At 65.4% G+C, this 26,541-nt stretch carries 29 protein-coding genes; 12 read left to right on the forward strand and 17 right to left on the reverse strand.

Features of this window, described 5'->3' with window-relative positions:
* Genes hpaH through P6U25_RS13655 form a run of 3 tightly spaced genes read left to right on the forward strand, consistent with a single transcriptional unit; the run spans nt 1 to nt 2,109 of the window.
* A complete protein-coding gene (hpaH, locus tag P6U25_RS13645; protein WP_407151684.1) occupies nt 1–804 on the forward strand; it encodes a 2-oxo-hept-4-ene-1,7-dioate hydratase in 804 nt (267 codons plus the stop codon).
* A gap of 25 nt (nt 805–829) precedes the next feature.
* The gene (locus P6U25_RS13650) at nt 830–1,222 is read left to right on the forward strand and encodes a RidA family protein (protein WP_407151685.1); all 393 of its coding nucleotides are present in this window, start codon (nt 830–832) and stop codon (nt 1,220–1,222) included.
* Nucleotides 1,223–1,233: 11 nt separating this feature from the next.
* On the forward strand, nt 1,234–2,109 hold the full coding sequence (locus P6U25_RS13655) for an amidohydrolase family protein (protein ID WP_407151686.1): 876 nt from the start codon (nt 1,234–1,236) through the stop codon (nt 2,107–2,109).
* Nucleotides 2,110–2,170: 61 nt separating this feature from the next.
* On the opposite strand, the gene P6U25_RS13660 is transcribed toward P6U25_RS13655, so the two are convergent.
* Nucleotides 2,171–2,947, reverse strand: coding sequence for an HpcH/HpaI aldolase family protein (locus P6U25_RS13660; RefSeq protein WP_407151687.1), 777 nt, complete (start codon nt 2,945–2,947; stop codon nt 2,171–2,173).
* A 58-nt stretch (nt 2,948–3,005) separates the two neighbouring features.
* Nucleotides 3,006–3,803, reverse strand: coding sequence for a glutamate racemase (gene murI, locus P6U25_RS13665; protein ID WP_407151688.1), 798 nt, complete (start codon nt 3,801–3,803; stop codon nt 3,006–3,008).
* 181 nt (nt 3,804–3,984) lie between these two features.
* On the opposite strand from murI, the gene P6U25_RS13670 reads away from it, so the two are divergent.
* Nucleotides 3,985–4,614 carry a cytochrome b gene (locus P6U25_RS13670; protein WP_407151689.1) on the forward strand — a complete coding sequence of 210 codons (630 nt, stop codon included), beginning with the start codon at nt 3,985–3,987 and terminating at the stop codon, nt 4,612–4,614.
* Between the two features lie 19 nt (nt 4,615–4,633).
* Here the strand turns inward: P6U25_RS13670 and P6U25_RS13675 are convergent, their stop codons facing one another.
* From P6U25_RS13675 to P6U25_RS13690, 4 genes are all read right to left on the reverse strand, one after another.
* Nucleotides 4,634–5,806 carry a M20 aminoacylase family protein gene (locus tag P6U25_RS13675; RefSeq protein ID WP_407151690.1) on the reverse strand — a complete coding sequence of 391 codons (1,173 nt, stop codon included), beginning with the start codon at nt 5,804–5,806 and terminating at the stop codon, nt 4,634–4,636.
* 279 nt (nt 5,807–6,085) lie between these two features.
* The gene (purB, locus tag P6U25_RS13680) at nt 6,086–7,393 is read right to left on the reverse strand and encodes an adenylosuccinate lyase (RefSeq protein ID WP_407151691.1); all 1,308 of its coding nucleotides are present in this window, start codon (nt 7,391–7,393) and stop codon (nt 6,086–6,088) included.
* Between the two features lie 328 nt (nt 7,394–7,721).
* Nucleotides 7,722–8,375 carry a response regulator gene (locus tag P6U25_RS13685; RefSeq protein ID WP_407151692.1) on the reverse strand — a complete coding sequence of 218 codons (654 nt, stop codon included), beginning with the start codon at nt 8,373–8,375 and terminating at the stop codon, nt 7,722–7,724.
* Complete coding sequence (locus tag P6U25_RS13690) at nt 8,375–9,748, reverse strand: histidine kinase (RefSeq protein ID WP_407151693.1); 1,374 nt, start codon at nt 9,746–9,748, stop codon at nt 8,375–8,377. The genes P6U25_RS13685 and P6U25_RS13690 overlap by 1 nt, the downstream gene beginning before the upstream one ends.
* Before the next feature lie 288 nt (nt 9,749–10,036).
* Here P6U25_RS13690 and P6U25_RS13695 point away from each other — a divergent pair, with 288 nt between their 5' ends.
* From P6U25_RS13695 to P6U25_RS13720, 6 genes are all read left to right on the forward strand, one after another.
* Complete coding sequence (locus P6U25_RS13695) at nt 10,037–10,798, forward strand: MotA/TolQ/ExbB proton channel family protein (protein WP_407151694.1); 762 nt, start codon at nt 10,037–10,039, stop codon at nt 10,796–10,798.
* Nucleotides 10,795–11,466, forward strand: coding sequence for a hypothetical protein (locus tag P6U25_RS13700; RefSeq protein ID WP_407151695.1), 672 nt, complete (start codon nt 10,795–10,797; stop codon nt 11,464–11,466). Before P6U25_RS13695 ends, P6U25_RS13700 begins: the two co-directional genes overlap by 4 nt.
* Entirely contained in the window at nt 11,459–12,067 is a 609-nt protein-coding gene (locus P6U25_RS13705; protein WP_407151696.1) for a hypothetical protein, read from the forward strand. The genes P6U25_RS13700 and P6U25_RS13705 overlap by 8 nt, the downstream gene beginning before the upstream one ends.
* A 388-nt stretch (nt 12,068–12,455) precedes the next feature.
* On the forward strand, nt 12,456–12,590 hold the full coding sequence (locus P6U25_RS13710) for a hypothetical protein (protein WP_407151697.1): 135 nt from the start codon (nt 12,456–12,458) through the stop codon (nt 12,588–12,590).
* Nucleotides 12,587–13,183, forward strand: a complete 597-nt coding sequence (locus P6U25_RS13715) for a TetR family transcriptional regulator (protein ID WP_407151698.1) — start codon at nt 12,587–12,589, stop codon at nt 13,181–13,183. Before P6U25_RS13710 ends, P6U25_RS13715 begins: the two co-directional genes overlap by 4 nt.
* Nucleotides 13,184–13,309: 126 nt before the next feature.
* Nucleotides 13,310–14,050: a metallophosphoesterase family protein gene (locus P6U25_RS13720; RefSeq protein WP_407152511.1), complete on the forward strand. Its 741-nt coding sequence runs from the start codon at nt 13,310–13,312 to the stop codon at nt 14,048–14,050.
* 158 nt (nt 14,051–14,208) lie between these two features.
* Here the strand turns inward: P6U25_RS13720 and P6U25_RS13725 are convergent, their stop codons facing one another.
* Nucleotides 14,209–14,349, reverse strand: a complete 141-nt coding sequence (locus P6U25_RS13725) for a hypothetical protein (protein ID WP_407151699.1) — start codon at nt 14,347–14,349, stop codon at nt 14,209–14,211.
* Nucleotides 14,350–14,527: 178 nt separating this feature from the next.
* Entirely contained in the window at nt 14,528–15,229 is a 702-nt protein-coding gene (gene rpe, locus P6U25_RS13730; RefSeq protein WP_407151700.1) for a ribulose-phosphate 3-epimerase, read from the reverse strand.
* Nucleotides 15,230–15,540: 311 nt separating this feature from the next.
* Between rpe and P6U25_RS13735 the strand changes: the two genes are divergently transcribed.
* The gene (locus tag P6U25_RS13735) at nt 15,541–16,338 is read left to right on the forward strand and encodes an EF-hand domain-containing protein (protein WP_407151701.1); all 798 of its coding nucleotides are present in this window, start codon (nt 15,541–15,543) and stop codon (nt 16,336–16,338) included.
* Here P6U25_RS13735 and P6U25_RS13740 read toward each other — a convergent pair.
* From P6U25_RS13740 to P6U25_RS13765, 6 genes are all read right to left on the reverse strand, one after another.
* Nucleotides 16,335–17,330 (reverse strand): P1 family peptidase, encoded by a 996-nt coding sequence (locus P6U25_RS13740; protein WP_407151702.1) that lies wholly within the window; start codon nt 17,328–17,330, stop codon nt 16,335–16,337. The two genes, P6U25_RS13735 and P6U25_RS13740, sit on opposite strands and share 4 nt — an antisense overlap.
* A gap of 169 nt (nt 17,331–17,499) precedes the next feature.
* Nucleotides 17,500–18,618, reverse strand: a complete 1,119-nt coding sequence (locus P6U25_RS13745) for a branched-chain amino acid ABC transporter substrate-binding protein (protein WP_407151703.1) — start codon at nt 18,616–18,618, stop codon at nt 17,500–17,502.
* Between the two features lie 159 nt (nt 18,619–18,777).
* Nucleotides 18,778–19,524: an ABC transporter ATP-binding protein gene (locus tag P6U25_RS13750; protein ID WP_407151704.1), complete on the reverse strand. Its 747-nt coding sequence runs from the start codon at nt 19,522–19,524 to the stop codon at nt 18,778–18,780.
* Nucleotides 19,521–20,354, reverse strand: coding sequence for an ABC transporter ATP-binding protein (locus P6U25_RS13755; protein ID WP_407151705.1), 834 nt, complete (start codon nt 20,352–20,354; stop codon nt 19,521–19,523). Before P6U25_RS13755 ends, P6U25_RS13750 begins: the two co-directional genes overlap by 4 nt.
* Nucleotides 20,351–21,673 (reverse strand): high-affinity branched-chain amino acid ABC transporter permease LivM, encoded by a 1,323-nt coding sequence (livM, locus tag P6U25_RS13760; RefSeq protein ID WP_407151706.1) that lies wholly within the window; start codon nt 21,671–21,673, stop codon nt 20,351–20,353. The genes P6U25_RS13755 and livM overlap by 4 nt, the downstream gene beginning before the upstream one ends.
* 14 nt (nt 21,674–21,687) lie before the next feature.
* Nucleotides 21,688–22,605: an ABC transporter permease subunit gene (locus P6U25_RS13765; protein ID WP_066499910.1), complete on the reverse strand. Its 918-nt coding sequence runs from the start codon at nt 22,603–22,605 to the stop codon at nt 21,688–21,690.
* Nucleotides 22,606–23,219: 614 nt separating this feature from the next.
* Between P6U25_RS13765 and P6U25_RS13770 the strand changes: the two genes are divergently transcribed.
* Entirely contained in the window at nt 23,220–23,744 is a 525-nt protein-coding gene (locus tag P6U25_RS13770; RefSeq protein ID WP_407151707.1) for a hypothetical protein, read from the forward strand.
* Here P6U25_RS13770 and pcaC read toward each other — a convergent pair.
* The 3 genes from pcaC to P6U25_RS13785 all read right to left on the reverse strand — a co-directional run bounded on the left by pcaC (nt 23,724) and on the right by P6U25_RS13785 (nt 26,516).
* Nucleotides 23,724–24,116, reverse strand: a complete 393-nt coding sequence (gene pcaC, locus P6U25_RS13775) for a 4-carboxymuconolactone decarboxylase (protein WP_407151708.1) — start codon at nt 24,114–24,116, stop codon at nt 23,724–23,726. The two genes, P6U25_RS13770 and pcaC, sit on opposite strands and share 21 nt — an antisense overlap.
* Nucleotides 24,117–24,258: 142 nt before the next feature.
* The gene (gene pcaD / locus P6U25_RS13780) at nt 24,259–25,041 is read right to left on the reverse strand and encodes a 3-oxoadipate enol-lactonase (RefSeq protein ID WP_407151709.1); all 783 of its coding nucleotides are present in this window, start codon (nt 25,039–25,041) and stop codon (nt 24,259–24,261) included.
* Between the two features lie 119 nt (nt 25,042–25,160).
* Nucleotides 25,161–26,516, reverse strand: a complete 1,356-nt coding sequence (locus tag P6U25_RS13785; protein ID WP_407151710.1) for a 3-carboxy-cis,cis-muconate cycloisomerase — start codon at nt 26,514–26,516, stop codon at nt 25,161–25,163.
* Between the last annotated feature and the right edge of the window lie 25 nt (nt 26,517–26,541).

Raw genomic sequence — 26,541 nt, forward strand, 5'->3', positions numbered from 1 at the left:
ATGCTCGATGCATCCACGGTCGAACGTCTCGCAGCCAGGCTCGACGAGGCCGAGCGAACCAAATCGCTGATCCCGATGTTCTCGCGCGAACATCCGGATCTCACGATCGAGGATGCCTACGCGATCCAGCGCGCCTGGACTCGGCTCCAGCTCGATCGCGGCCGCGTCATCAAGGGCCACAAGATCGGCCTGACCTCGAAGGCGATGCAGAACGCGGTCGGCATAGCCGAGCCGGATTACGGCGTGCTGTTCGCCGATATGTTCTATCCCGATGCCAGACCGATCCCCTTCGATCGTTTCCACGCGCCGCGGATCGAGGTCGAACTCGCCTTCGTGCTGAAGGCGCCACTGCGCGGGCCGCACTGCACGATCTTCGATGTGCTGAACGCGACCGACTATGTGACGCCGGCGCTCGAGATCCTGGAGGCCCGTATGCATCGCCTCGATCCCGACACTGGGAAGGGGCGCAAGGTCATGGACACGATCTCGGACAATGCCGCGAACGCCGCGCTGGTGCTCGGCGGCCGGCCGTTCCGTCCGCTTGAGGCGGACCTGCGCTGGATCGGTGCGCTCTTGTTCCGCAACGGCGAGATCGAGGAGACCGGGCTTGCCGCCGGCGTGCTCAACCATCCGGCCAACGGCATCGCCTGGCTCGCCAATCGCCTGGCGCCGCACGATGAGCATCTTGCCGCAGGCGAGGTCGTGCTCGCCGGATCGTTCACGCGCCCGGTCGAGATCCGCCGCGGCGATACGTTCCACGCGGACTACGGCGCCTTCGGCTCGGTCTCCTGCCAATTCGTCTGATCAGCAAACCAAGAGGGACCAGTTCATGACAGGCCATTTCAGGCGCAACAGCATCCATATCGGCGGCTTCAAGCACGCCAATCCGATCCCGAACGCCTGCCGCATCGGCAATCTCGTGATGTCCGGTGTCATCCTCGGCCGCGATTCCGCGACCGGAAACATGCCCGACAGCCTCGAGGCGCAATGCGCCAACATGTTCGCGCACATGAAGGCGACCGTGGAAGCCGCGGGCGGCAGCACCGACGACATCATCAAGATGACGGTGTGGCTCAAGGACCGCTCGCAGCGCGGGCCTGTCAATGTCGAATGGCTGAAGATGTTCCCCGACGAGCATTCGCGCCCGGCGCGGCATTCGCTGCCGCTGGACCTGGAAGGCGGCGCACTCGTGCAGTGCGATTTCACCGCCGTGATTGACTAAAGGACGACTCGATGCCGACCTATCTGCCATTCGATCCCAATCCCCGCCGGCCAGCGAAGCGTCCGCCACCGAAGACGGCGGACAGCCAATTCCACGTGCTCGGTCCGCTGGAGAGATATCCGGTGCGTCCCGGCGCGGCCTACCAGATGCCGAGTGCGACCTGGGAAGCCGCGCTCAGGATGCACAAGGCGCTTGGCATCGAGCGCGGCGTGATCGTGCAGACCACCACCTATGGCGCCGACCATGCGGTCGTGCTCGACGCGCTCGCGGCGATGGGCCCGAACTATCGAGGCTGCGCCAACGCGCTGGTGTTTGCCGAGGCCGACGATGCGTATCTTGCGAAACTGCATGATGCAGGCGTACGCGGCGCGCGTTTCAGCTTCCGTCAGGAGCTCGGCGCGGTGCTGTCGGACAAGGATTTCGCGCGGGCCATTGCGCGCATCCGCGAGCTCGGCTGGTACGTGAAGATCCAGCCGGAGAAGGATGGCATCGTGTCGAGCGTCGAGAAATACCAGTCGCTCGACGTGCCGGTCCTGATCGACCACATGGCGCGTCCCGATCCTGTCAGGGGCAAGGACGATCCCAATTTGCGCAAGATGCTGGACCTGCTGTCCCGAGGCAATTTCTGGGTCATGCTGTCGCTCGGCGAGAAGACCTCGAAGGCCGGTGCACCCTGGGACGACGTGATCCCGATCGCGCGCGCCTATATCGAGGCAGCGCCGGATCGCTGCGTCTGGGCGAGCGACTGGCCGCACCCGGTGTCCGTCGTGCAGCCGCCCAATGATGCCGACCTGATCGAGCTGATGTATCGCTACGTGGCTGATGAGGCGGAGCTGGAGAACATCCTGGTCCACAATCCGGCGAGGCTGTTCGGATTTCCCGCCTGAGGCGGGATGACACTGTCTCCCCGGTGCGGTTGGCACGGGGAGACAGACCATTGTCGATCGCTCAGCGCTTGATCCCGGCAAAGGCCGCGGCGATGCCGCGCTGAAACAGCGACCAGTCGAAGCCGAGCGCGAGCGCGAGGTAGCCGCGGTCAATCATCGCGTTGGCCTGCTCGGCGCTGCGCGCGACACCGCCGATCGGCACGCCGCTTTTCATGATGCCTTTCTCGGCACGCTGCATCAGTGCGACGACCTCCGGATCGTCGGGCAGGCCGCGTTTGTTGATCGAGGTGGCGAGGTCGCCGGGACCGATCACGGCGAGGTCGATGCCCGGCGTCGCCATGATCTCGTCGATGCGGTTCACCGCCTCGACATGCTCGATCGTGATCATGCAGATCATATCGTCATCGGCGGTCGCCATGTAGTCCGCCATCGAGACGCCCCAGCGGAACGGCGCGTGGAACGGTCCCCACAGCCGGTCGCCCTTCGGCGGATAGTGCACGCTGCGCACCGCTTTCTCGGCATCCTGCCGGTTGCAGATCATCGGAAAATTGATGCCGAGCGCGCCGAGATCCATCGGCGCCTTGGCAAGGTGCGGCTCGTTGGCCGCGATCCGCACCATCGGCACGCAAGGCGTACCCGAGGTGGCGACGATCATCGCGTGCGCGCTAGTCAGATCGATCGGCCCGTGCTCGAGGTCGACGATGATCCAGTCCAGCGACTGCGCCATGATCTGCACGGTCTGGATGCTCGGGATGGTCGCGATCGCGCCGAAGGTCGGGCGCTTGTCGCGCCACTGCTTGCGCAGGCGGTTGAGCGGCGTCAGCGGTGTGGATGGCAAAGGCGATTCTCCCTCGGGGTGGGAGAAAGCTAGCAGCACGCCGTGACGGCGGAAAGGATCAAGCCGGAACGCGGCCGCCGAAGAACGGGGTGAGCGCTTCGCTGAGCTTGTGCGGACGGTTCGATGTGAAGATCATCTCGGCACCGGCCGCATCGCCCTTGCTATCGGCCGGGCCGAGCAGGTCGGCGACGCGGCGCGCGATCGCGGGCGCCGGATCGATCCAGTCGACCGGCCAGGGCGCGAGCCGCCGCAGCCGGTCCAGCAGCAGCGGATAGTGCGTGCAAGCCAGCACAACAGTGTCGGTGCGGGCGGGGTCGTCAGCGCCATCGCCGATGAAGCAGGGCGCGAGCTCGGCGGCGATGTCCTCATCGCGCACGGCCTGTCCGCTCAGCGCGGCTTCCGCCAGCGAAGCCAGTTCGCCGGAGCCGACCAGCGTCACCTCGCATCCCTGGGCGAAATCCGAGATCAGCTTGCGGGTGTATTCCCGCTTCACGGTGCCTCTGGTGCCGAGCACCGAGACGCGCCTTGTCTTCGATGCGGCACAGGCCGGCTTGATCGCGGGCACCGTGCCGACGAAAGGAACCCGGTAGGCGTCGCGCAGATGCGACATCACGATCGTGGACGCGGTGTTGCAGGCGATCACCACGAGGTCGGGGGCGTGGGTCTCGATCAGTTCGCCGACCAGCGGCACCACGCGGGCGACGATCTCGTCCTCGCCGTGGTGGCCATACGGAAAAAAAGCGTCGTCGGCGACATAGACGTAATGGGCGTGGGGCCGGGCCCGAACGATCTCGCGCAGCACGGTGAGGCCGCCAAGGCCGGAATCGAAGACAAGGATGGTTGAGGAAGTAGACACGTCCAGGAGATTATCCGATCCACGGTTACCATTCGGTTGTTCTACCTGTCCGACCATTGGGGCCCGCACAAGGCGGTGAAGCCAGGGAATTTCATAAAGCTTTGGCCGGTATCTGCCACTATCAGGACAAGCCATTGCTTTGACGTGCAAAATCCGAACAGGCCGAAGGGGCAGACCGATCATGATCCGCAACACCGCCTCAAGCTGGGGTTCACTCGCCCGCGCGTTCCACTGGGTGCTGAGCATCGCCATCATTGGCATGCTGGCTTATGGCTGGTGGATGAACCACCTCGCGGCGCGGCCGGATCGCCTGTTCTATCGTTCGATCCACGCCGATTTCGGCTACCTGGTGCTGCTCCTGACAGTGCTCCGGTTGCTATGGCGCGTCGTCAACCCGACGCCCGAGCTGCCGGCGGAGACGTCTGCCTGGCAACGGATCGCGGCCCGCGTCAGCCATATCGCGCTCTATGCCGTCACCATCCTGGTGGCGATGCTGGGCTGGGCGCATTCCGGGGCGCATACGCCTGATTATTCGAGCTTCTTCGGCCTGTTCCACGTGCCGCAGATCACCTCGCCCGACAAGGCAGCGGCGCAGGCCTACGAGGACAGGCACATCTTCTTCGCCTATGTGCTGCTGGCGCTGATCGGGCTGCATTTGGCCGCGGTGGCGTTCCATCAGTTCGTCAAGCGCGATCGCATCGCAGCGCGCATGATCGGTTCGGCACAAGCCGTCCGCGCGACTGATGACGATTTCAAACGCCCTCGTGCATCAGGCCGCGAGCGGGACCGCGGCCTGATGGTTGATGGCTGAAAGCCGCGGACGGGCGGCCCTATCCCGCCGGCATCTGCTTCTCGACCAGGCGCACCCAATAGGATGCGCCGTGGCCGAGGATGTTGTCGTTGAACTTGTAGGCCGGGTGGTGGCACATCGGGCCGTCGCCCATGCCGAGAAAGACGAAGGCGCCGGGGCGCGCTTCCAGCATGAAGGCAAAGTCCTCGCCGCCCATCACGGGGACCACGCGTTCGTTGACGCGGTCGGCGCCGACCACGTCGCGGGCGATCTCCGCAGCGATGCCGGCCTCGCGCGCATGGTTCAGCGTGACCGGATAGAGCCGGGTATAGTTCGTCTCGGCGCGCCCGCCATAGGCGCGGGCGGTGTTGTCGGCGACCTCGGCGATCCGGCGCTCGACGAGATCGCGCACTTCAGGGTCGAGCGTGCGCACGGTGCCGGCGAGCTTGACGGTCTCCGGGATGATGTTGAAGGCGGTGCCCGCCTGGAACATGGTGATCGAGATCACCGCCGACTTCAGCGGATCGACGTTGCGCGCGACAATCGACTGCAGCGCATTGATCACCTGCGCGCCGATCAGGACGCTGTCGATCGCCTCGTGCGGGGCGGCGCCGGCGTGACCGCCCTTGCCATGGATCGTGATCTGCACCGTGTCCGACGAGGCGAGCATCGGGCCCGGCGTGGTGGCGAAATGGCCCTCGGGCAGGCCCGGCATGTTGTGCAGGCCGTAGACCTCCTGGATGCCCCAGCGGGTCATCAGCCCGTCGTCGACCATCGCCTTGCCGCCTGCGCCGCCTTCCTCGGCGGGCTGGAAGATCACGATTGCGGTGCCGTCGAAATTGCGCGTTTCGGTCAGGTACTTCGCGGCCCCCAGCAGCATCGCGGTGTGGCCGTCATGGCCGCAGGCGTGCATCTTGCCGGGAATCTTCGAGGCATAGGGCACGCCCGAAGTTTCCTCGATCGGCAGCGCGTCCATGTCGGCGCGAAGGCCGATGGTCTTGCCCGACGTGTTCTTGCGGCCACGGATCACCCCGACTACGCCGGTGCGCCCGATCCCGGTCACCACCTCGTCGCAGCCGAACTCGCGCAAGCGGTCGGCGACGATGCCGGCCGTGCGGTGGACTTCGTAAAGCAGTTCAGGATTCTCATGGAAGTCATGGCGCCAGGCGGCCATTTCGTCCGAGAGGGCGGCGACGCGATTGACGATGGGCATGGAAAAAGTCCGTTTCTTGTGCGTTTTGCGGGGCGCGTGAGCCTAGCGTAACCCGCCGCTTTGTCACGCAGAATGGAGCCGTCAATCCGGGACGCTGCGGGGCGTTGAACCCGGAATGCCATGCCACAATCTCGAATTCCGGGTTCACGCGCAGCGCGCGCCCGGAATGACGACGGAATCAGCGATCCGTAGCCCGGATGGAGCGAAGCGCAATCCGGGAATCATCGCGAGTGGACCCGGATTTCGCTTTCGTTCCATCCGGGCTACGCTTTTGCGTCCTCACGCTTCCCCGAACACCCGCTTGAAGATCGTGTCGACGTGCTTGAGGTGGTAGCCGAGGTCGAACTTCTCCTCGATCTCCGCGTCGGTGAGATATTTCTTCACGTCGGCGTCCTTCTTGAGCAGCGTCTGGAAGTCGCCTTCGCCGCGCCAGACCGGCATCGCGTTGCGCTGCACGAACTTGTAGGCATCCTCGCGGCTCGCGCCCTTCTGGGTCAGCGCGATCAGCACGCGCTGCGAATGCACGAGGCCGCCGAGGCGGTCGAGGTTCTTCTGCATGTTCGCAGGGTATACCAGGAGCTTCTCGATCAGTCCGGCGAGGCGGACCAGCGCGAAGTCGAGCGTCACGGTCGCGTCGGGGCCCATCATGCGCTCGGCCGACGAGTGCGAGATGTCGCGCTCGTGCCAGAGTGCGACATTCTCCAGCGCCGGCGTCACATAGGCGCGCACCATGCGCGCGAGGCCCGAGAGGTTTTCCGACAGCACCGGGTTGCGCTTGTGCGGCATCGCGGACGAGCCTTTCTGGCCCTCCGAGAAGAACTCCTCGGCTTCCAGCACCTCGGTGCGCTGCAGGTGGCGGATCTCTACCGCCAGGCGCTCGATCGAGGAGGCGATCACGCCAAGCGTCGCAAAGTACATCGCATGGCGGTCACGCGGGATAACTTGCGTCGAGACCGGCTCCGGCCGCAGGCCCATCGCCTTGGCGACATGCTCTTCGACGCGCGGGTCGATCTGGGCGAAGGTGCCGACCGCGCCCGAGATCGCGCAGGTCGAGATTTCGTCGCGCGCGGCGACCAGGCGGGCGCGGGCGCGACTGAACTCGGCATGGGCATAGGCGAGCTTGAGGCCGAAGGTGACGGGCTCGGCGTGGATACCGTGGGAGCGGCCGATGGTCGGCGTCATCTTGTGCTCGAAGGCGCGCGTCTTCAGCGCCGCCAGCACCCGGTCGAGGTCCGCAATCAGCAGGTCGGCGGCACGCTTGAGCTGCACGTTGAGGCAGGTGTCGAGGACGTCGGAAGAGGTCATGCCCTGGTGCACGAATCGCGCCTCGGGGCCGACGATTTCGGCGAGATGGGTCAGGAAGGCGATGACGTCGTGCTTGGTCTCGCGCTCGATCTCGTCGATCCGCTCCACGTTGAAGGTGGCGTCCTTGGCCTTGGCCCAGATCGTCTTCGCCGCCTCCTTGGGGATCACGCCGAGCTCGGCCAGCGCGTCGGCGGCATGCGCCTCGATCTCGAACCAGATCTTGAAACGCGTCTGCGGCTCCCAGATGGAGGCCATTTCCGGGCGGGTATAGCGGGGGATCATCGAAAACTCCGAAGGGGGCCGGGGGGCGCGCAAAAAGCAGCGCAGCCGGCCGATTTGTTTTTACGCCGTGCTCTAGCAGATCGGGCCCGGGGAGGCCACCCACATGGGGGATTTCGAAGGGAAAACCGGGCCAAATGGGCGGCCTGCGGAATGGTGGCCGCGAAGGGACCGCGCTCCCTCTCCCGCTTGCGGGGGAGGGCTGGGGTGGGGGCTCTCACCACGAGTCATGCCGTGGAGAGAGCCCCCACCCGGATCGCATCTTCCGATGCGATCCGGCCTCCCCCGCAAGCGGGAGAGGCGCGCGACTGTGGATCGACCGATCACCCCGCTACAAATTCGCCAGCCCGCATTCGACGGCGAGGCGGACGAGCTGGGCGTCGGTCCGCATGCCGGTCTTGGCCTTGATAAGGTAATGGTAGTTCTGCACGGTTTTGGTGCTGAGGTTGAGGTTGGCGGCAATCTGTTCCTTGGTGCTGCCCGCCGCAAACTGCCTGAGGATCTCGATCTCCCGCTCGCCGAGCTGGTCGAGGGCCGATTTGGTCGGCACCAGACTTTCCATGGCCAGCACCCTCGCGACGTCGTCGCTCATCGCAGGTTCGCCACGCGCAACCGAGCGGATCGCCCTGATCAACTCGGCCGGTTCGCTGCCTTTGGTGACGAAGCCGCTGGCACCGGCGCCGAACGCCGCCTTCACCTGGGCCGCCTCGCTGTGCATGCTGAAGACGAGAATACGGGCGGCCGAGTTGCGGGCGCGGATGTTGCGGATGGCTTCGAGGCCGCTCGCGCCCGGCATCGAGATATCCATCACCACGACGTCGGGCCCGTGCGACTTGAACGCGCGGTAAGCGTTGGCGGCATTGTCCGCCTCGGCGACCACGTGGAAGTCGTCCTGATGCTCCAGCACGCGCCGGTAGCCCTGGCGGACGACGGGGTGATCGTCGACCAGCAGGATCGAGATGCCTGTGGTCCTTGCTGCGGTCATCAGGCGGCAAGCGGAATCGTGGCCGCTATGGACAGGCCGCGGCTGGCGCGCGCGATCGACAGCGAGCCGCCGAGCGCAGCCACCCGCTCGCTGACCCCGGTGAGGCCGAAGCCCGCCGACTGCGCGACCTTGGCGGCGTCGCCGTCGCCGTCGTCCTCGACGCGGACCAGGAGCGCGTTCTCCGGCTCGGTGCGCCGCTCGATCCGCAGCACGATCTCGCGCGCGGCGCTGTGGCGCAGCGCATTGGTCAGGCATTCCTGCGCGACACGATAGGCGGTGGCGGCGACCGTGCCGGAGATATCCGCAAGGTCGCCTTGCAGGTCGAGTTGGATCATCGGCTGGGTTGCAGCGCGTGATCGCCAACTGTCGACCAGATCGACCAGGCTTGCCTCCAGCCCCAGCTCCTCCGCCGGCGGATGGCGGAGGCGGTTCAAGGTATCGCGCAGGCAGGCCATGATGCGGCGCGTGGCTTGCGAGATCATCCGCGCATCCTGCGCGATTTCGGTACCGGCAGCGTATTTGTCTCCGGCGCTCGCTTCGATCGTGCTGGTGAAGGCGAGGATGGCTGTGAGGTTCTGGCCGAACTCGTCGTGCAGCTCGCGGGCCAGCGTGCGGCGTTCGTCGCTACGGATCTCGAGCAGGCGCCGGGTCAGGACGGCGCGTTCCTCCTCGGCCTGGGCAAGGCGCTCGCCGAGATCGCTGACGGCTTGCCCGATCATCGCCAGCTCCATCGAGCGGATGCGAGGCAGCGTGGTTCGATATTGGCCATCGGCCATGCGCTGCAGCGCCGAGACAATCGAGCGGGCAGGGGCCAACGTGTGCGCGATCGCCAGTGAGGCGAGCAGGGCGATGGCGAAGGCCATCAGCAACGCGACATGGATGTTGTCCAGGATGTGTTGCCAGGCGAGCGCGACCGCGGCGTCCGGATCTGGGTTGGCGAGCACCGTTCCCGCGGTGGCTGCCCGCACGCTGATCGGGCGGGCGACGGTCGGGTGATCGCCGAGCACAGTCTGCACGGCGGCGGTAAACCAGCGCGGCGGCTCCTTGCCGATCCCCTTGCTCTGTCCGCAGAGCGGCTTCTCGAATGCACCGGCCGGTTCGAACTGCACGCAGATGCCGGGCGAGATCAGGCCCATGGTTTCGATGGTGCGCCAGTCCGGCGCGGGCAGCAGTTGCTCGCGCATGCGGTTGCTGCGCAGCAGCAATTCGCGCCAGTAGAGCGCTCCGAGCGCCTGCGAGACACGCTCGGCGGACGCCGCTGTGGTGCGGTCGACGCTGCGATAGGCGTCGATCGTGGCCCAGACGGTCGCCGCGCCGAGACACAGCGCGACGATGACGAGCAGGCGGCCGACCAGTTGAAGCACGAGGCGCATGCGATCACTCCACAGCCAGAGCATGATCCGGAAAAGTGTGAAGCGGTTTTCCGAACGGGTCATGCTCAAAGGAGAGGCCAAAGCGCAATGCTTCGCGCTTTAGTGGCTGAACCGTAACAGCAACAGCGTCCCACGCCAATTGCGCGCTGCCGCCGTGGTGCAGATCGGGAAATTTGCCCAACAAAGTTTGGGCAGATGTCTTTGGACGGCAACGCCGGCCTCTGGTCTAACGATGGGCGAGGCCTTCGCGCGGGCAAGTCGCCAGGGAACAGTGGGGAGCCAATGCAGATGAGTGCCAAGGTCGGTGTCGCGACCCCATCAGGCGGCAAGGACAAGGACACCGCGGAACGCGGTGTCCTGTTGCTCTGGATGATCTTCACCGGCCTGTCGCTGTTCGCCGCCTTCCTGCTCTGGCGATACGGGCTGATCCGCCTCATGGTCAGCTCCGATCGAACCTACATTTCGAGCGTCATTGCGGTGCTCTACATCGCCACTTGCGTGCACTGCTTCTGGCGGACACGAGCGATCGCGCGGGAGGGGGAGGCGGCGCGCGGCTGTCGCGCGATCCTCGCCGCGCCCGGCGGCGCCCACGCGCTTGCGGGCGAAGCGTCCGGCCTGCCGCGCGGGCTGGTGACCGATCATATCAAGAGCCTGGTGCAGAAGGCCGAGGTGCAGGCCAAAGGCCCGATCGACCAGACCCTGCTGCTGCGGACGCTCGCGGACCGCCTGCGCGGTTCGAACGGCTTTGGCGCCTTCGCCTCCGACACGCTGATGAAGCTCGGCCTGCTCGGCACCATCATCGGCTTCATCATCATGCTGGCCCCGATCGCCACGCTCGATGCCGCCGACAAGGTCGCGATGAAATCGTCGATGGGGATGATGAGCGACGGCATGGCGGTCGCCATGTACACGACGCTGGCGGGGCTGATCGGGTCGATCATGGTCCGGATCCAGTACTACATGCTTGATACCGCGACCCAGCGGGTGTTCTCCGACGCCGTCGTGCTGACCGAGACGCACGTCACCCCGGCTCTGGAACGCCGATCATGATGGATGAGTTCGGCCTCTATCCGCGCGACGAACAGTTCGACCCGTTCGGCGTGATGCTGTTCAAGGCACTGCAGGTCGTGGCCTTCCTGTTCTTCCTGGCGCTGCTTGCAGTGTCCCCGGATTCCAAGGAAGGCAAGATCGACTCCAAGGCGGAATTCATCATCACGATGGACTGGCCGGACAACCATCCCGACGATCTCGACCTGTTTGTGCAGGATCCCGCCGGCAACATCGCTTGGTACCGGCATCGCGAGGCCGGATTCCTGACGCTCGACCGAGACGATCGCGGCGGCGCCAACGATTTTATCATGGTCAACGGCAAGAAGATCGCGTCGCCGATCCGTGAGGAGATCGTCACCTTACGCGGCATCGTTCCCGGCGAATACACCGTCAACGTCTCGCATTTCCAGGCCACGACCGGCGAGCCGGTCGCGGCGAATGTGAAGGTGCAGAAGCTCAATCCGACGGCGCAGGTGATCTTCGACGACAAGGTGACCCTCAATCACACCGGCGACGAGAAGACAGCGGTCCGTTTCCGGCTCGATGCCGAGGGCAAGGTGATCAACGTCGACCAGCGGCCGAAATCGCTGCTGGAGACGTTCCGCAATGTCCACGCGAACGGCGCCGACATCGATCCGAAGACAGGGGTGAGGACGCGCCGTGACTAGCTTGCAGTCGATCATCCTGACGCTTGCGGTCGCCTACGCGGTGATCGGCGCATTGTTGTTGATCGTGCTGGTCTATGCGCGGCTGCACTGGTCGCTGAAGGCGCTGGCGATCATCGTGACCAGCACCTTCTACGTCGTCAGTTTCGGTGGCATGCGCGGGCTGCTTGGCTGGGCCACGACGGACAAGCTGCCGGCGTCCTTCAAGCTGCTCGCCGCGCGGATCGTGGAGCCGCATTCGCTGGAGGGCGACCCTGGCGCGATCTACCTGTGGGTCGAGGAGCTCGATGAAGACAATCGGCCGAGCGCCATTCCGCGAGCCTTCCGCGTGCCCTACAACGACGCGCTGGCCGAGCAAACCCACGCGGCGGAGAACGAGATCAAGGCCGGGCATACGCAGGGCGGGCGGGCGGCCGATTTCGGCGGCGGCGAGGGCAGCCTCACCGACTTCGTCCGGGAGTACGTCACGCCGAAAGCGATCCTGGAGACATCGGGCGGAGATTCCTCGACTGGTGAATTCAAGGCCCCGCCGGCCGGTGCGCAAGGGTCGGTTTTCACGCCGGTGCCACCGCCCCGGATGCCTCCCAAGGACGAGCAGCAATAGGCTTGGCAGGAGCTGAAATTGGTCAGCAGGGTGGACAGTAATCGTCCGGAATCCCCACAATCCACAGAATATGCAAGCGTAGTGCAATCCGGGGCTAGATTTCATTTCGTAACCCATATTTTCCCGGCAAAGGGGCCGCTGCGTGAGCGGCCCCTTTCGTGTCTGGGCCTCGGGCCAAGCCAATAGCCGCTGCAAAAGTCGAAGGAGAGACGCCCGCCGCGACCGGAGGGTCCGCACGTTCCAGGTTAAAAATATTTGCTGACAGATATTGAAATCTGTCAGCGCGATGATCTATATTCAAGTTGCGCCAGGGCAGGGGCGCCAGACGGCTTTTCCGGCGTTTGGTCGGTGAGCCCAGCTTAATTGACTACCTCGAAGGACTACCTCCATGACTATCGAAATCATTCAATTGACCGCCCAGATTCAGAAGTGGCTCAACCATCGCGTCGCCCGCCATTTGGCCGCTCAGGCCGCCAAATTCACCCGCGGGCAGGACAGCGATAATCAGACGGTGAACGTATGAACGAGGCGGTGGTCCTGACACCCGAGCGTATCCTCGAAGCGACCGAGGACGTTTTGCGGCGCTTCGGATTAGCCAAGGCCACCGTCGTCGACGTCGCCCGTGCGCTGGATGTCAGCCACGGCAGCGTCTATCGCCATTTCCCCAGCAAGGCTTCGCTGCGTGACGCAGTGGCCAAGCGTTGGCTCGATCGCGCCAATGAACCGCTGTGCAAGCTTGCGACAGGCTCCGGCCCGGCGCCGGAGCGGTTGGAAAAATGGCTCCGCACCGCCTTTGCGATCAAGCAGAAGAAGGTCTGCGACGATCCCGAGATGTTCGCGACCTACCTCGCGCTGGCCCAGGAGGCGCGCGAGGTGGTGGAGGCTTACAAGGACAAGCAGGTCGAGCTGATCGCGCGGATCCTGTCTGATGGCATCGCGCAGGGCGTGTTCCAGATCGACGACGTCAAGGCAACCGCGCGGGCCGTCTTCGACGCGACTGTCCGCTACCATCACCCGGCGCATGCCGAGGAATGGGCCAAGCCCGAATGTGCGGCGCGGATCGATGCGCTGATGGCCCTGCTGCTGAGGGGCCTCGAAGCGCCGCGCAAGCACTAGCGGCAGTTCTCCAACATTCCGCGATTCCCGCTGGCGTCTTTGGCAGATTGCAGGCTGAAGGCACCCGTGTTTGATGTTGCCGGGGATCGGGGCTCGATCCCACCGGGTCTAATGCAGCGGATCACGATGCGGCTCGCGCTCTTTGCCGATATTCACGCCAACAGGCAGGCCTTCGCCGCCTGTCTCGAAGCCGCGCGGGCGCGCGGCGCCGAGGGGCTGATCTGCCTCGGCGATATCGTGGGCTACGGCGCCGATCCCGAATGGGCCGTCGATACGATGATGGACCTCGTGAGCAAGGGCGCCATCGCCGTGCGCGGTAACCATGACGATGCGGTCGGCGTGCCGAGCGACCGCATGAATGACGAGGCGCAGGCCGCGATCGATTGGACCCGCGACCGGCTCAGCGCGGAGCGGAAGCGCTTCCTCGCCGGCCTGCCAATGATGCGCGAGGAGGACAATCGCTTGTACGTCCATTCCGAAGCGTCGGATCCGGCGAGATGGCGCTATGTCCGCGACTCCTCCGATGCCGCGCGCAGCATGATGGCGACCGGGATGCAGATCACATTCTGCGGCCACATCCACCGGCCCGGACTTTATTCGATGTCGTCGGCCGCGAAGATGACGAGCTTCGTTCCAACCGTGGGCGTCGCGGTGCAGTTGCTGACGGGACGGCGCTGGCTCGCGGTGCTCGGTTCGGTCGGTCAGCCGCGCGACGGCGACCCGGCTGCATCATTTGCGATGTACGACACTGCGAGCCGCGAGATCACCTATCTACGCGTGGCTTACGACGTCGAGGCCGCGGCGGCGCGGATCAGAGCGAACGGGCTGCCGCACTGGCTCGCCGATCGTCTGCTCGTCGGCCGGTGATGTCGTCACGGCGCAATGGAGCGGCCGCATCCTCGCGGCTGACGATGCAGGCGAACACCGGCGAAAGCAGTGAAACCGATCGCACAACCAATGAGACTGCGGTCACGCCGCCTGGAATGTTCTGATCACGCGCCTCGGCGTGCGCGGTGGGATCGCCCTCAGGCCCGGCGCAGATGCACGTAGACGATGCGTGCGGCGGCGGTCTGAGCGGGCAACGCCACATATGCGCGCCGGGCGACAAAGGCAGCATTCAGGCCAAGCCAGAACGCCAGGCCGGTCCAGACAAGGGTCATCGTCATGATGCGCGCCTCCCTTTTATTTTATAGAGAGTGTTGTGCATCGGATCGTATGAGTCTGTGAAGCCCTGATGGCCACGATACTCAGCACGAATATTATGCATGCGGCGACGCAGCAGCGTGGTGTGCGCCGCACATGCAGGCACGGCGCACACCACACGTGATGATCGGATCGCGATGATCAGATCGCTTCGCCGCGCGCCAGGGCTGCCGCGTTGCGGATCGCAGAGATGTTGGTCTTGTAGGCCTCGACCGTCCCGCCCTTGAACACGGCGGAGCCTGCAACGAAGGCGTTGGCGCCGGCGGCCGCGAGTTGGCCGGCAACGTCGGGCGCAACGCCGCCATCGACCTCGATGTCGATCGGCCGGCCCGCCGTCATCGCCTTGATGTCGCTGACCTTGCCCAGCGCCGAACGGATGAAGGCCTGGCCGCCGAAGCCGGGATTGACCGACATCACCAGCACCAGGTCGATCAGATCGAGCACGTATTCGATCGCGCTCGGCGGAGTTCCCGGATTGATCGAGACGCCGGCCTTCTTGCCGAGCGCGCGGATCGCCTGCAGCGAGCGATGCAAATGCGGGCCGGCCTCGGCATGCACAGTGATGTGGTCGCAGCCCGCCTTGGCGAAGGCTTCGAGATAAGGATCGCACGGCGCGATCATCAGATGCGCGTCGAAGACCTTCTTGGTGTGTGGCCGCATCGCCTTGATCACGTCGGGTCCGTAGGAAATGTTCGGCACGAAGTGGCCGTCCATCACGTCGAGATGGATCCAGTCGGCGCCGGCTTGATCGACGGCACGGACTTCCTCGCCGAGCTTGGAGAAATCCGACGCCAGGATCGACGGAGCGATGACGAGGGGACGCGGGGTGAACGACTGAGTCATATGCGCTGTTCCGAAAGACTTGCGGGAGCGTACGGGCGATTTCCGCCTAACATGCGGATGCGCGGCGGGCAATGCGAGCAGCGGAGCGTGCTGTGGGCGGAAAAATCTGCCGTGGCGGCAGCTCTTGCCGGGTGTGCCGTGTCTCCTTCGTTATCGGAAAGCCCGGATTTGATTGGGCTTTTGCCGTGGCACAGCGCTTGCTGGAATACGGTCAGGAGTGAAGCCGAATTTCTTCGACCGGGGCGCGATCATGCTCGGGGGAACCGGCAAGCGTTGCAGCCGCCTGGGGCGGCGTTGTTCGGAGTATTGCCATGTTGTTTGCCATTGGCGCTGCGTCGTCCGCCATCGATCTCTTGAGCTCCTTGATGTCGTCGAGGTCGTCCCAGGCGACGACGCAGGCGCAGACCGCTGCGTCCAACCAGGGCACCGGCTTGTTCGACCCCTCGACGGTCTCGACCAGCGGCAGCGCGAGCGTCGGATCGGGCAGCGGCACGACGCAGATCTCGCCGCAGACGATGAGCGCGCTGCTCGCCGCGCAGAGCCAGTCGCAGACCACAGGCACGACCAGCGCGACCTCGACCAGCCGGTCGGATGCGCTCAAGGACCTGTTCTCCCAGATCGACGCCAACGGTGACGGCCAGATCACCAAGTCCGAATTCGAGAGCGCGCTCGGCGCCGGCGGCACCAACATCGCGCAGGCCGACGACGTATTCTCCAAGCTCGATAGCAACGGCGACGGCACCGTCAGCATCAACGAGATGGCGCAAGCGCTGCAGGGCCACAAGGGTGGCCATCATCATCACATGGCCGGCTCGACCGATGGCGCCGGCTCCAGCGGCGGTGCAGGCGACTCCGGCGGCGCGGGCTCCGATCCGCTGACGCAGTTGCTCGATGGCGCCACCACCACGTCGGTGACCAACAGCGACGGGTCGACCACGACCACCACGACCTATGCCGACGGCTCGAAGGTGACGCTGACGATGCCGGCTGCATCGTCGGCCGCTTCCAGCAACGCGACCTCGTCCTACAATTTCATCGAGCAGCTCATCCAGCGTCAGTCGCAGGCGATCTCCGCGCAGGCATCGTCCTCGGTTTCGGTCAGCGCTTAGCCGAACCGGTCTTGCCAGCTCGGCAGGGCGCCAGGGAAGGGCAGCGCGGTCGCCGAATAAACGCCGCGTGCGATCGCGCGCGCCACCGTGTTGGCGGCAACTGCGCCGAGACTGGTCAGGCCGAACAGCGGGTCGATCGGCTTTGCGCCGGTCGCCGCGGCGAACACCACATCTCCGTCGAGCGGCGCGTGCACCGGATAGATCGCCCGCGCCATGCCGGTCTGCGCGATCATCGCAAGCCGCTTGGCCTGTGGCTTGGTCAGTTGCGCGTCGGTCACGACAACCACGAGCGTGGTGTTCTCCGCGGCAGTGGCATCCGCGCCGCCCTTCAGCCGCAGCTTCAGCATGTCAGGCGTGAAGGACGGCGGCAGGCCGCGCCCGCCGAACTCGTTGTCGACCTCGAACGGCGCCGCCCAGAACCACGGCCCGCTGCCGATCGTCACGCTGCCGACCGCATTGACTACCGCGAGCGCCGCGACCGTCACGCCGTCGTCGGTCCTGGCCGACGCCGAGCCGAGGCCGCCCTTCAGTCCGGCCGTGGTCGCGCCCATGCCGGCGCCGACGCTGCCGAGATGGAAGTTGCTCGTTGCCGCATTCGCCGCGGCGTAGCCGAGATCGCGATAAGGTGGAAAGCGTCCCCATTGCTTGTTGCCGCCGTTGAGCAGATCGAAGCAGATCGCGCCCGGCACGATCGGGATCACCGCGTCACGAATGCGGAAGCCGCGGCCGCGCTCGGCGAGCCAAGCCTGGACGCCGCCGGCGGCATCGAGTCCGAGCGCGGAGCCGCCGGACAGCGTGATGGCGTCGATCGCCTCGACGACACTCTGCGGCGCGAGCAGCGCGTCCTCGCGGGTGCCGGGACCGCCGCCGCGGACATCGATCGAGGCCACGGCCGGCTTGTCGAAGATGATGGCGGTAACACCCGAGGCGATCGCGGCGTCGTCGGCGTGGCCGACGCTGACGCCGGCAATGTCGGTAAGAAGGTTTTTCACGATGCAGTCCGTTCGTGCCTGCTGCCCTGGATCGGATATAGCAACAGCAGTAGATGCATCAACTGCAATGCGCGCAGACGCGCGGCGGGTATGGCAGGTGTTCATTAAAAAAACGCCCCGGCTTGCCGGGGCGTTTTGCGCTGTCATCCGATTCAGGTCAGAACCGATTCTAGGACCCCTTGGGGTTGATCTCGGCGTAGTTGCCCTTGGCGTCCCACTTGTAGACGACGTAATCGATCGCCTTGATGTCGCCCTTGGCATCGAAGCCCATCTTGCCGAGCACGGTATCCCAGTCTCCGGCCTTGATGGTCGCCATCACCTTCTTGGCGTCGGTGGTGCCGGCCTTGGCGACGGCCTGTGTCCAGACCTGCATCGCGGCGTAGGTGTAGAGCGTGTAGCCCTCGGGATCGATGTTCTTGCTCTTGAACTTCTCGACGATCGCCTTCGCGGTCGGCTTATTGCGCGGATCGGGGCCGAAGGTGAACAGGGTGCCTTCCGCGGCCGGCCCGGTGATCGAGGCGAATTCCTTGTCGTTCATGGCATCGCCCGCCATCAGTATGGTCTGCAGGCCCTGGTCGCGCATCTGGCGCAGGATCAGGCCGGCTTCCTGATGGTAGCCGCCGACATAGACCAGGTCGATGTTCTCGCGCTTCAGGCGGGAGACGATCGAGTTGAAGTCCTTGTCGCCCTTGTTGTAGGACTCGAACATCTTCTCCTGGAAGCCCGCCTTGTTCAGCGCCTTCTTGGTCTCGTCGGCGAGGCCTTTGCCGTAGGTGGTCTTGTCGTTCAGGATTGCGACGTTCTTGCCCTTGAAGTGCTTGACGATGTAGTCGGCGGCAACCAGACCCTGCTGGTCGTCGCGGCCGCAGACGCGGGCGACGTTCCAGAGCTTGCGCTCGGTGAACAGCGGGTTGGTCGAGGCCGGCGTGATCTGCAGCACGTTGCCGTCGGCGTAAGCTTCCGAAGCCGGAATCGATGACGACGAGCAGAAATGACCGGCCACGAACGGAATCTTCGAGCCACCGATCTTCTCAGCCACCGAGCGTGCTTGCTTGGGATCGCAGGCGTCGTCGTCGGTCTCAAGCGCGAGCTTCTTGCCGAGCACGCCGCCGGCGGCGTTGATATCGGCCACCGCCATCTCGGCGCCGTTCTTCATCTGTCGGCCGAACGCGGATTCGGAGCCCGTCATCGGGCCTGCCACTGCGACGGTGATGTCCTGCGCGAACGCGCTCGCCGACAGTGCGAACGAAGCGCCCAAAGCCAGGCCGATGAGCTTCAATGATTTCATGACAAGTCCTCGTGGTCGTTGCCTCTTGGGAAGAACCCGGCAGGCGGGTTCAATAACCGCCGCCATTGTCGGCTGATTTTCCGGCGAAGTCACCGGCAATTTTCAGGCAATTCGATGCTTCGCGCGCAGCATCGTGCTGCAAAGGGATTGCGGCGCAGGCTAGCCGCGGCGGCCGCCTTCCAGATAGGCGGCGCGGATTTCTGGGCGCTGCAGCAATTCGTTGCCGGTTCCGGCCAGTGTGATCAGGCCATTGACCATGACGTAGCCGCGATGGGCGAGCTTCAGTGCATGGTTCGCGTTCTGCTCGACGATCAGCACGGTGAGGCCATCCTGCCGGTTCAGCGTGCGGATGGCCTCGAAGATCTGCCGCGCGATCAGCGGCGCCAGGCCGAGCGAAGGCTCGTCCAGCATCAAAAGGCGCGGCCGGCTCATCAGCGCGCGGCCAATCGCGAGCATCTGCTGCTCGCCACCCGACAGCGTGCCGCCGCGCTGCGCGACGCGTTCCCTCAGGCGCGGGAACAACGCGAAGACGCGTTCCAGCGCGACGGCGCGTTCGGCCTCGCTGCTGTCGGTGGCATCGGCGCCCATTTGCAGGTTTTCCGCCACGCTCATGCGCGGAAAGATCCGCCGTCCTTCCGGCGATTGTGCGATCCGCAGCCGCGCGATCTCGTGGGTCGGCACGCCGGTGATGTCGTGGCCGTCGAACTCGATCCGCCCGGCGCGGGCACGCGGCTTGCCGAAGATCGTCATCATCAGCGTCGACTTGCCGGCGCCGTTGGCCCCGATCAGCGCCACGATCTCGCCGGGATTGATCTCGACGTCGACGCCCTTCAGCGCCTCGATCTTGCCGTAGGCGGCGCGCAGGCCGCGGACCGCGAGCAGGGGTGTTGCGGCGGCCGCGCTCACGGGGTGCTCTCCATCACCGCGATCGCCTCTTCTTCGTCGGCGCCGAGATAGGCGGCGATCACCTTGGGGTCGTCGCGCACGGCTTGCGGCGTGCCCTCGGCGATCTTGACGCCGTAGTCCATGACCACGACGTGATCGGAGATCTCCATCACCACCGACATGTCGTGCTCGATCAGCAGGATCGAGGTGCCTTGCTCGGCGCGAATCGACAGCAAGAGCTCGTTGAGCGCGCCGCTCTCGCGCGCGTTCAGGCCGGCCGCCGGCTCGTCGAGGCAGAGCAGTGCGGGCTCGGTGCACATCGCGCGTGCGATCTCGAGCCGCCGCTGGTCGCCGTAGGGCAGGTTGCCTGCGGCGTCGTCGGCGCGTGCGAGCAGCCCGACGCGGCCGAGCCAGGTCCGCGCCAGCTCGATGGCGCGTTGCTCGGCCTGGCGCCAGACCGGTGCGCCGATCAGGCCGAGGAAGGTCAGCCCGGAGGCGCGCATCAGCGCGTTGTGCTGGGCGACCATCAGGTTCTCCAGCGCGGTCATGCCGGGAAACAGCCGGATGTTCTGAAAGGTGCGCGCGACCTTGGCCTGCCTTGAGATGCGAAAATCGTTCAACCGCTCGAGCTGAATGACGCGGCCGTCGTCGTGGGTCAGGCGAATGGCGCCACCGCTCGGCCGGTAGAAGCCGGTGATGCAGTTGAAGACCGTGGTCTTGCCGGCACCGTTCGGGCCGATCAGCGCGGTGATCTTGCGCCGTTCGGCGGCGAAGGAGAGATCGTTGACCGCGACAATGCCGCCAAAGCGCATCATCAGATGGTCGACGGTGAGGATGTTGTCGACGCTCATCCGTGGCCCTCCTTGACGAGGTCGGACGAGATCGCCTGTTGCCGCTCCAGGAACACGGTCGGGGCGCGATGGCCGATCAGCCCGCGCGGCCGCCAGATCATCAGCAGCACCATGGCCATGCCGAACACCAGCATGCGGTACTGGTCGAGGCCGCGGAACAGCTCGAAGCCGCCGATCATGGTAAGCGCGGCCAGCGCGACGCCGAGCTGGGAGCCCATGCCGCCGAGCACGACTATCGCGAGCACCAGCGCCGATTCCTGGAAGGTGAAGGATTCCGGGCTGATGAAGCCCTGGCGCGTGGCGAAGAACGCGCCGGCAAAGCCGCCGAACATTGCGCCGGTCGCAAACGCGGTCAGCTTGGTCGTCGTGGTGTTGATGCCGAGCGCGCGGCAGGCGACCTCGTCCTCGCGCAGCGCCTCCCAGGCGCGGCCGATCGGCAGTCGCCGCAGCCGGATCGTTACCCAGTTGGTGAGCAACGCCATCGCCAGGATCAGGTAGAACAGGAAGACCAGGCGGTGGGTCGGCGAGAACTCGATGCCGAGCTTTGCCGCGAGCCCATCATCGCTGTTGTCGAGCGGGATACCGAACACGGTCGGGCGTGGAATTCCCGACACGCCGTTCGGGCCGCCGGTCAGACTCTGCCAGTTGATGATGACCAGACGGATGATCTCGCCGAAGGCAAGCGTGACGATGGCGAGATAGTCGCCGCGCAGCCGCAGCACCGGGAAGCCGAGCATCACGCCCCACAGCGCTGCCAGGATGCCGGCGAGCGGCAGGCACACCCAGAACGACAGGTCGAAATTGGTGGCGAGCAGCGCGTAGGAATAGGCGCCCACGGCGTAAAAGGCGACGTAGCCGAGATCGAGCAGGCCGGCGAGACCGACCACGACGTTCAAGCCCCAGCCCAGCATCACATAAGTCAGGACCAGGATGGCGAGGTCGAGAATGTAGCGCTGATTGTAGAAGATCACCGGGACAAACAAGGTGAACGCCAGCAGCGCCGGCGCGAGCCAGCGCCCCACGAAAGACGTCGCGGCTTGCAGCGGCTTGGGAACAACCCGGTCGGTGTCGACCGGACCCCACCATTGTCGCAGCAGCTCGATGATGATGCTGCCGCCGAACACGATTCCGACGATGGCGGCGAGATCGCCGAACCGCGTCCAATAGATCAGACTGCCTTCCGGACCGGCCTCGGTGCGCACGCCGATCATCAGCAAGAACAGGACCAGCGCGACGGCCGCGCTGATCAGGGCTTTCTTGAGGATGAAGGCGCTGCCCGAAGGCTGCGAGGCGTGGGGGCGGGCTGGTGTCGCGCTCACGTAGTGCAGCCTCGTCAGACTTTTTCGACTTCGGGACGGCCGAGCAGGCCGGTGGGCATGAAGATCAATACCACGATCAGGATCGAGAACGCCGCAACGTCCTTGTACTCGACCGAGAAATAGGCTGACCAGAACGTCTCGATCAGGCCGATCGCGAGCCCGCCGAGCATCGCGCCGGGCAGCGAGCCGATGCCGCCGAGCACGGCGGCGGTAAACGCCTTGATGCCGGCCACGAAGCCCATAAAGAAGTCGACCAGGCCGTAATAGAGCAGGTACATCATGCCGGCGACGGCGGCGAGCGCGGCGCCGATCACGAACGTCATCGAGATGGTGCGGTCGACGTCGACGCCGAGCAATGCTGCCATGGTCTGATCCTGCTCGCAGGCGCGCATGTCGCGTCCGAGCCGCGTGCGCGAGACCAGCCAGGTGAACAGCGCAAGCACCACGATGGTGGCGAGCACCACCAGGATCTGGATGTTGGAGAGCTGCACCGCGAAGCCCTCAGCGCCTTCATGCAGCGTGTAGCCGCCGGTGATGATCGGCGGCACCGGCTTCACTCGCGCGCCCTGCGACACCTGCGAGAAGTTGGTCAGCACGAATGACATGCCGATCGCCGAGAGCATCGGCGCGAGGCGGAACGAATGCCGCAGCGGCCGGTAGGCGATCCGCTCGATGGTCCAGCCATAAAGCGCGGTGATCGCCATCGAGACCAGGAGCACGATCAGCAGGATCACCGGGATCGCGGTGAGGCCGAGCGAGACCAGCACCAGGAACGAGATCAGCGCGATGAAGCCGCCGATCATGAAGATATCGCCATGGGCGAAGTTGATCATGCCGACGATGCCGTAGACCATCGTGTAGCCGATGGCGATCAGGCCGTAGATCGAGCCGAGCACGAGGCCGTTGATCAGTTGCTGAGCGAAATAATCCATACGCTGCCGCTAGAGCCCGTTCGATGGAGAACCAGACAGGCTCTCGTTTTGATTTGAACGCGTTTTCTTCACGCGAACCGGTCTCCACTTCGCTCGAAAAACGCTACGTCGAGAGTGACGCGGCGAGGGCCCCGGCAGCCTGAGCCGACGCGTCGTATCATTTTCTAACAGCGGAACTACAGCGGCGGCAACAGGGCCGGCGGCCGCGGAGGGGGCTTGTACATAACTACTTTGGGGGGTGCGGTTCCGCCGTCACACAATGATCGCGCGGGAACCAATGTTCCGTTGAAACTCAGGATCGGGCTGGCGGGCTCATTTCCATGCTTCACGAGGTGAGGGAGCTGGCGACCCGCGCCGGAGCTCGGCCAAACCCGGCCGGGCGGGTCGGGGCCGGAACCGCGGTCCGCAGAGGAGGCTTGCTTGGCAAAACTGGGAGCGACGATGACGGCAGGCGGGTCTTCCTTTTGCCCCGTTTCGGCACGGGCAGGGCGGCCCCAAGGCGATCCCCAGGGAGTTAGGGTTAACAAAGGGTTTAAATTGCCGCTAGCCGTCCGACGGCGTTAGCTCGCCAGTCAGCCGCCCGCAACAAGGGCCGCGCAAGCGTGGGAAGCGACATGTCCAGCAATTGGCGGATCAGTTCATGCAACGGCGCGCTGCTCGCGGCCTACTTCATCCCGGTCTGGACGCTGATCGCCTTCAATATCATGGCGTCGCCGATCCACGGGCTCTATGAGCGGCCGAGCGTCTCGATCGCGCTGTACGCCAGCGATCATCTGCAACTCGCCAAGATGGCGACCGTGCGGCTCGCCTGGCTGCTGGCGTTGGCGCGGATCACGGTGGTGGCGTTCTTCGCGGTCTTCCTTGTGATGCTGACCCGCCCATCGCTGCGCAAGAGCGGCGCCTGCGACGAAGCGCTCGCCGTCGCGCTCTGCCTCGGCAGCGTGCTCAGCTTCACCAGCATGCTGCTGGCCTCGAACGTCGGCGAGCTGGAAGCGCTGCGCATGCATGCCGCCGAGCTATTGATGCTGCTCGGCACCGCGATCGTGATGCTGGTCGAGAAGCCGGTGAGGTCTCCTGTCGATGCAGGCGCTGCCAAAGCATCAGCGCCGGCCGGCAAGCTATCCCTTCAGCAGCCCTAATTCGGCGATGATCGCATTGGCTTCCTTGACGGCGTGGTTGGCTGCCGGCACGCCGCAATAGATCGCCTGCTGCAACAGGATTTCCTTGATATCGTCGCGCGTGAAGCCGCCCTCGGTGAGTGCCGCCCGCACATGCAGGCGAAATTCTTCCCACTGGCCGAGCGCGACCATGGTGCCGATCACCAGCACGCGCCGCGTGCGATGATCGAAATGCGGCCGCGTCCAGATGTCGCCCCATGCATAGCGGGTGATCAGGTCCTGGAAGTCGGTGTTGAACGCGTTGCGGTTCTTAATCGACTTGTCGACCCATTCGTTGCCGAGCACCCGACGGCGCTGCGTCATGCCGGCATCGCGGCGTTGGTTGTCGTCCATGGCTGTCTCCTTCGTCATTGCGAGCCACCCGGTCGGCGCGGAGCGCCGCCGGATGACAGGCTCCGCGAAGCAATCCATCTCACCACTTGCGGAAGCATGGATTGCTTCGTCGCTACGCTCCTCGCAATGACGCTCTTGGCTGTTAGCGTTGCGTCAGGAAGCCGACCACGGCTTCGGTGAAAGCGTGTGACTGCTCGACATTGGAAATGTGCGCGGCATCGAGCAGCGTCATGCTGGCGCCGGGGATGCCGCTGCGGATCATTTCCGCCGCCGACACCGGCGTCGCCATGTCCTGCCGTCCCGCGATCACCAGGGTCGGGCTCTTGATCTTTGGCAGCAGCGCGCGCTGGTCGAGTGTGGAGAGCGCCTCGCAGCAGGCGAGATAGCCCTCGACGGGAGAGGCGAGCAGCATCGCCTTCAGGCGCGCCGTGGTCTCAGGCTCGCGGTCGCGGAAATCCGCGGTCAGCCAGCCGGCGATCACGGTGTCCGCGACCGCCGCGATGCCGCCTTCCTTCACCGCCTTGATGCGGTTCAGCCAGTTGGTCGGATCCGGATAGTAGCAGGAGGTGTTGGAGAGGATGATCTTGCCAAATCGCTCAGGCGCGTTGGCGCCGAGCCATTGCCCGACCATGCCGCCCATCGAGAGCCCGCACCAATGCACCTTCTCGATGTTGAGGTCGTCGAGGATCGCCAGCACGTCGCGGCCGAAGCGCTCCATCGAGTAGGGCCCGGGCGGCACGCTCGATTTGCCATGGCCGCGGCGGTCGTAGCGGATGACGCGGAACATCTGCGTCAGCGCCTTCATCTGCGGCCCCCACATCTGCAGGGTGCAGCCGAGCGAGTTCGACAGCATCAGCGTCGGGCCGCCGTCGCGGCCGTCGACCTGGACATTGAGCAGGCATCCATCGGCGTCGATCATTGGCATTGGCTTAATCCTCTCATGCGCGGCGAAAGCGCGAAGCGCGTCTTTCCGTCACGCGTATCCATCTATCGAAGAGTCTCTTGCGATGGATTGCCGGGTCAAGCCCGGCAATGACATCGTTGTTACCTTTCATCCAGCGAGGCCAGCAGGCGGTCGATCAGCATCTGCGAAGCGCCCTGATAGGCCATCGGCTCGAACAATTTTGCGATTGCAGCGGCGTCGAGATGTGCGGTGACCTTTGCATCCGCGCTCAGCACCTCGCGCAAATGCTTCTTCTCTGCGACAGCCCGCTTGCTGGCGGTCTCGATCAGATGATGGGCATCGCTCTTGCCGATTGTCTCGGCGAGCGCCATCGCCACCGCTTCGGCCATGATCAGCCCGCCGGTCGCGTCGAGATTGGCGCGCATCCGTCCCACGTCGACCTCCAGCCCCTCGGCGAGATCGACGATCGCGGCAAGCGCGCCCGAGGTGACCAGCATCAAGGCGGGCAGGGTCGGCCATTCCGCGTGCCACGGACCGGCGCTGCGCTCGTGGACCTGAACCTGCGCGGCAAAGATCGTCGCCGCGAGGTTGGGCGCCATGGTGGCGGCGCCGAGCGCGCTCGCCGCGGCCACCGGGTTGCGCTTGTGCGGCATGGTGGAGGAGCCGCCGCGGCCAACACCGGCTGGCTCGAAGGCTTCGGCGACGTCGGTCTGCATCATCAGCGAGACGTCGCGCGCGATCTTGCCGCAGGTGCCCGCTGTTATCGCGAACACCGCGGCCGCCTCCGCGATGCGGTCGCGATGGGTGTGCCAGGGCGCGGCGGGCAGCGGCAGGTCCAATTCGTTCGCAAGCTGCTCGGCGACAGCAAGCCCCTTGTCACCGAGCGCGGCGAGCGTCCCGGCGGCGCCGCCGAATTGCAGTGCAAGAGTCTCCTTGCGCAGGCGTTGCAGCCGCGTGCGGGAGCGATGCAGCGCCGCGGCATATTCAGCGAGCTTCAATCCGAACGGCATCGGCAGCGCGTGCTGGAGCCAGGTGCGCGCCACCACCGCGGTGCTGCGATGAGCGCGTGCCAGTTTGGCAAAGCCCGCGACGGCGCGATCGAGATCGGCGAGCAGCGCGTCGATCCCGGCACGCACTGCCAGCATCGTTGCTGTGTCGATCACGTCCTGGCTGGTCGCGCCCCAATGCACATAGCGGGCCGCCTCGGCATCGGCCTTGGCGACATTGGCGGTCAGCGCCTTGACCAGGGGAATCGCCAGATTGCCCGATCGCGTCGCGGCCTCCGCCAGCGCGGCGTGGTCGATTGATTCGCCCCGGCAGGCAGCGCCGATCGGCCCCGCGGCTTGCTTGGGAATCACGCCGCGGGCGGCTTCAGCCCGGGCCAGCGCGGCCTCGAAGTCCAGCATGTTCTGCAGGTAAGCCGCGTCGTCACAGATCGCGCGCATCGCGGCGCTCGACAGCATCGGCGCAAGCAGGGGAGAGAGGGCTGTGCTCATGGCGTGCGACCTAACCACTCCGGCG

The organism is Bradyrhizobium sp. ORS 86 (assembly GCF_045571475.1).
Classification (GTDB): domain Bacteria; phylum Pseudomonadota; class Alphaproteobacteria; order Rhizobiales; family Xanthobacteraceae; genus Bradyrhizobium.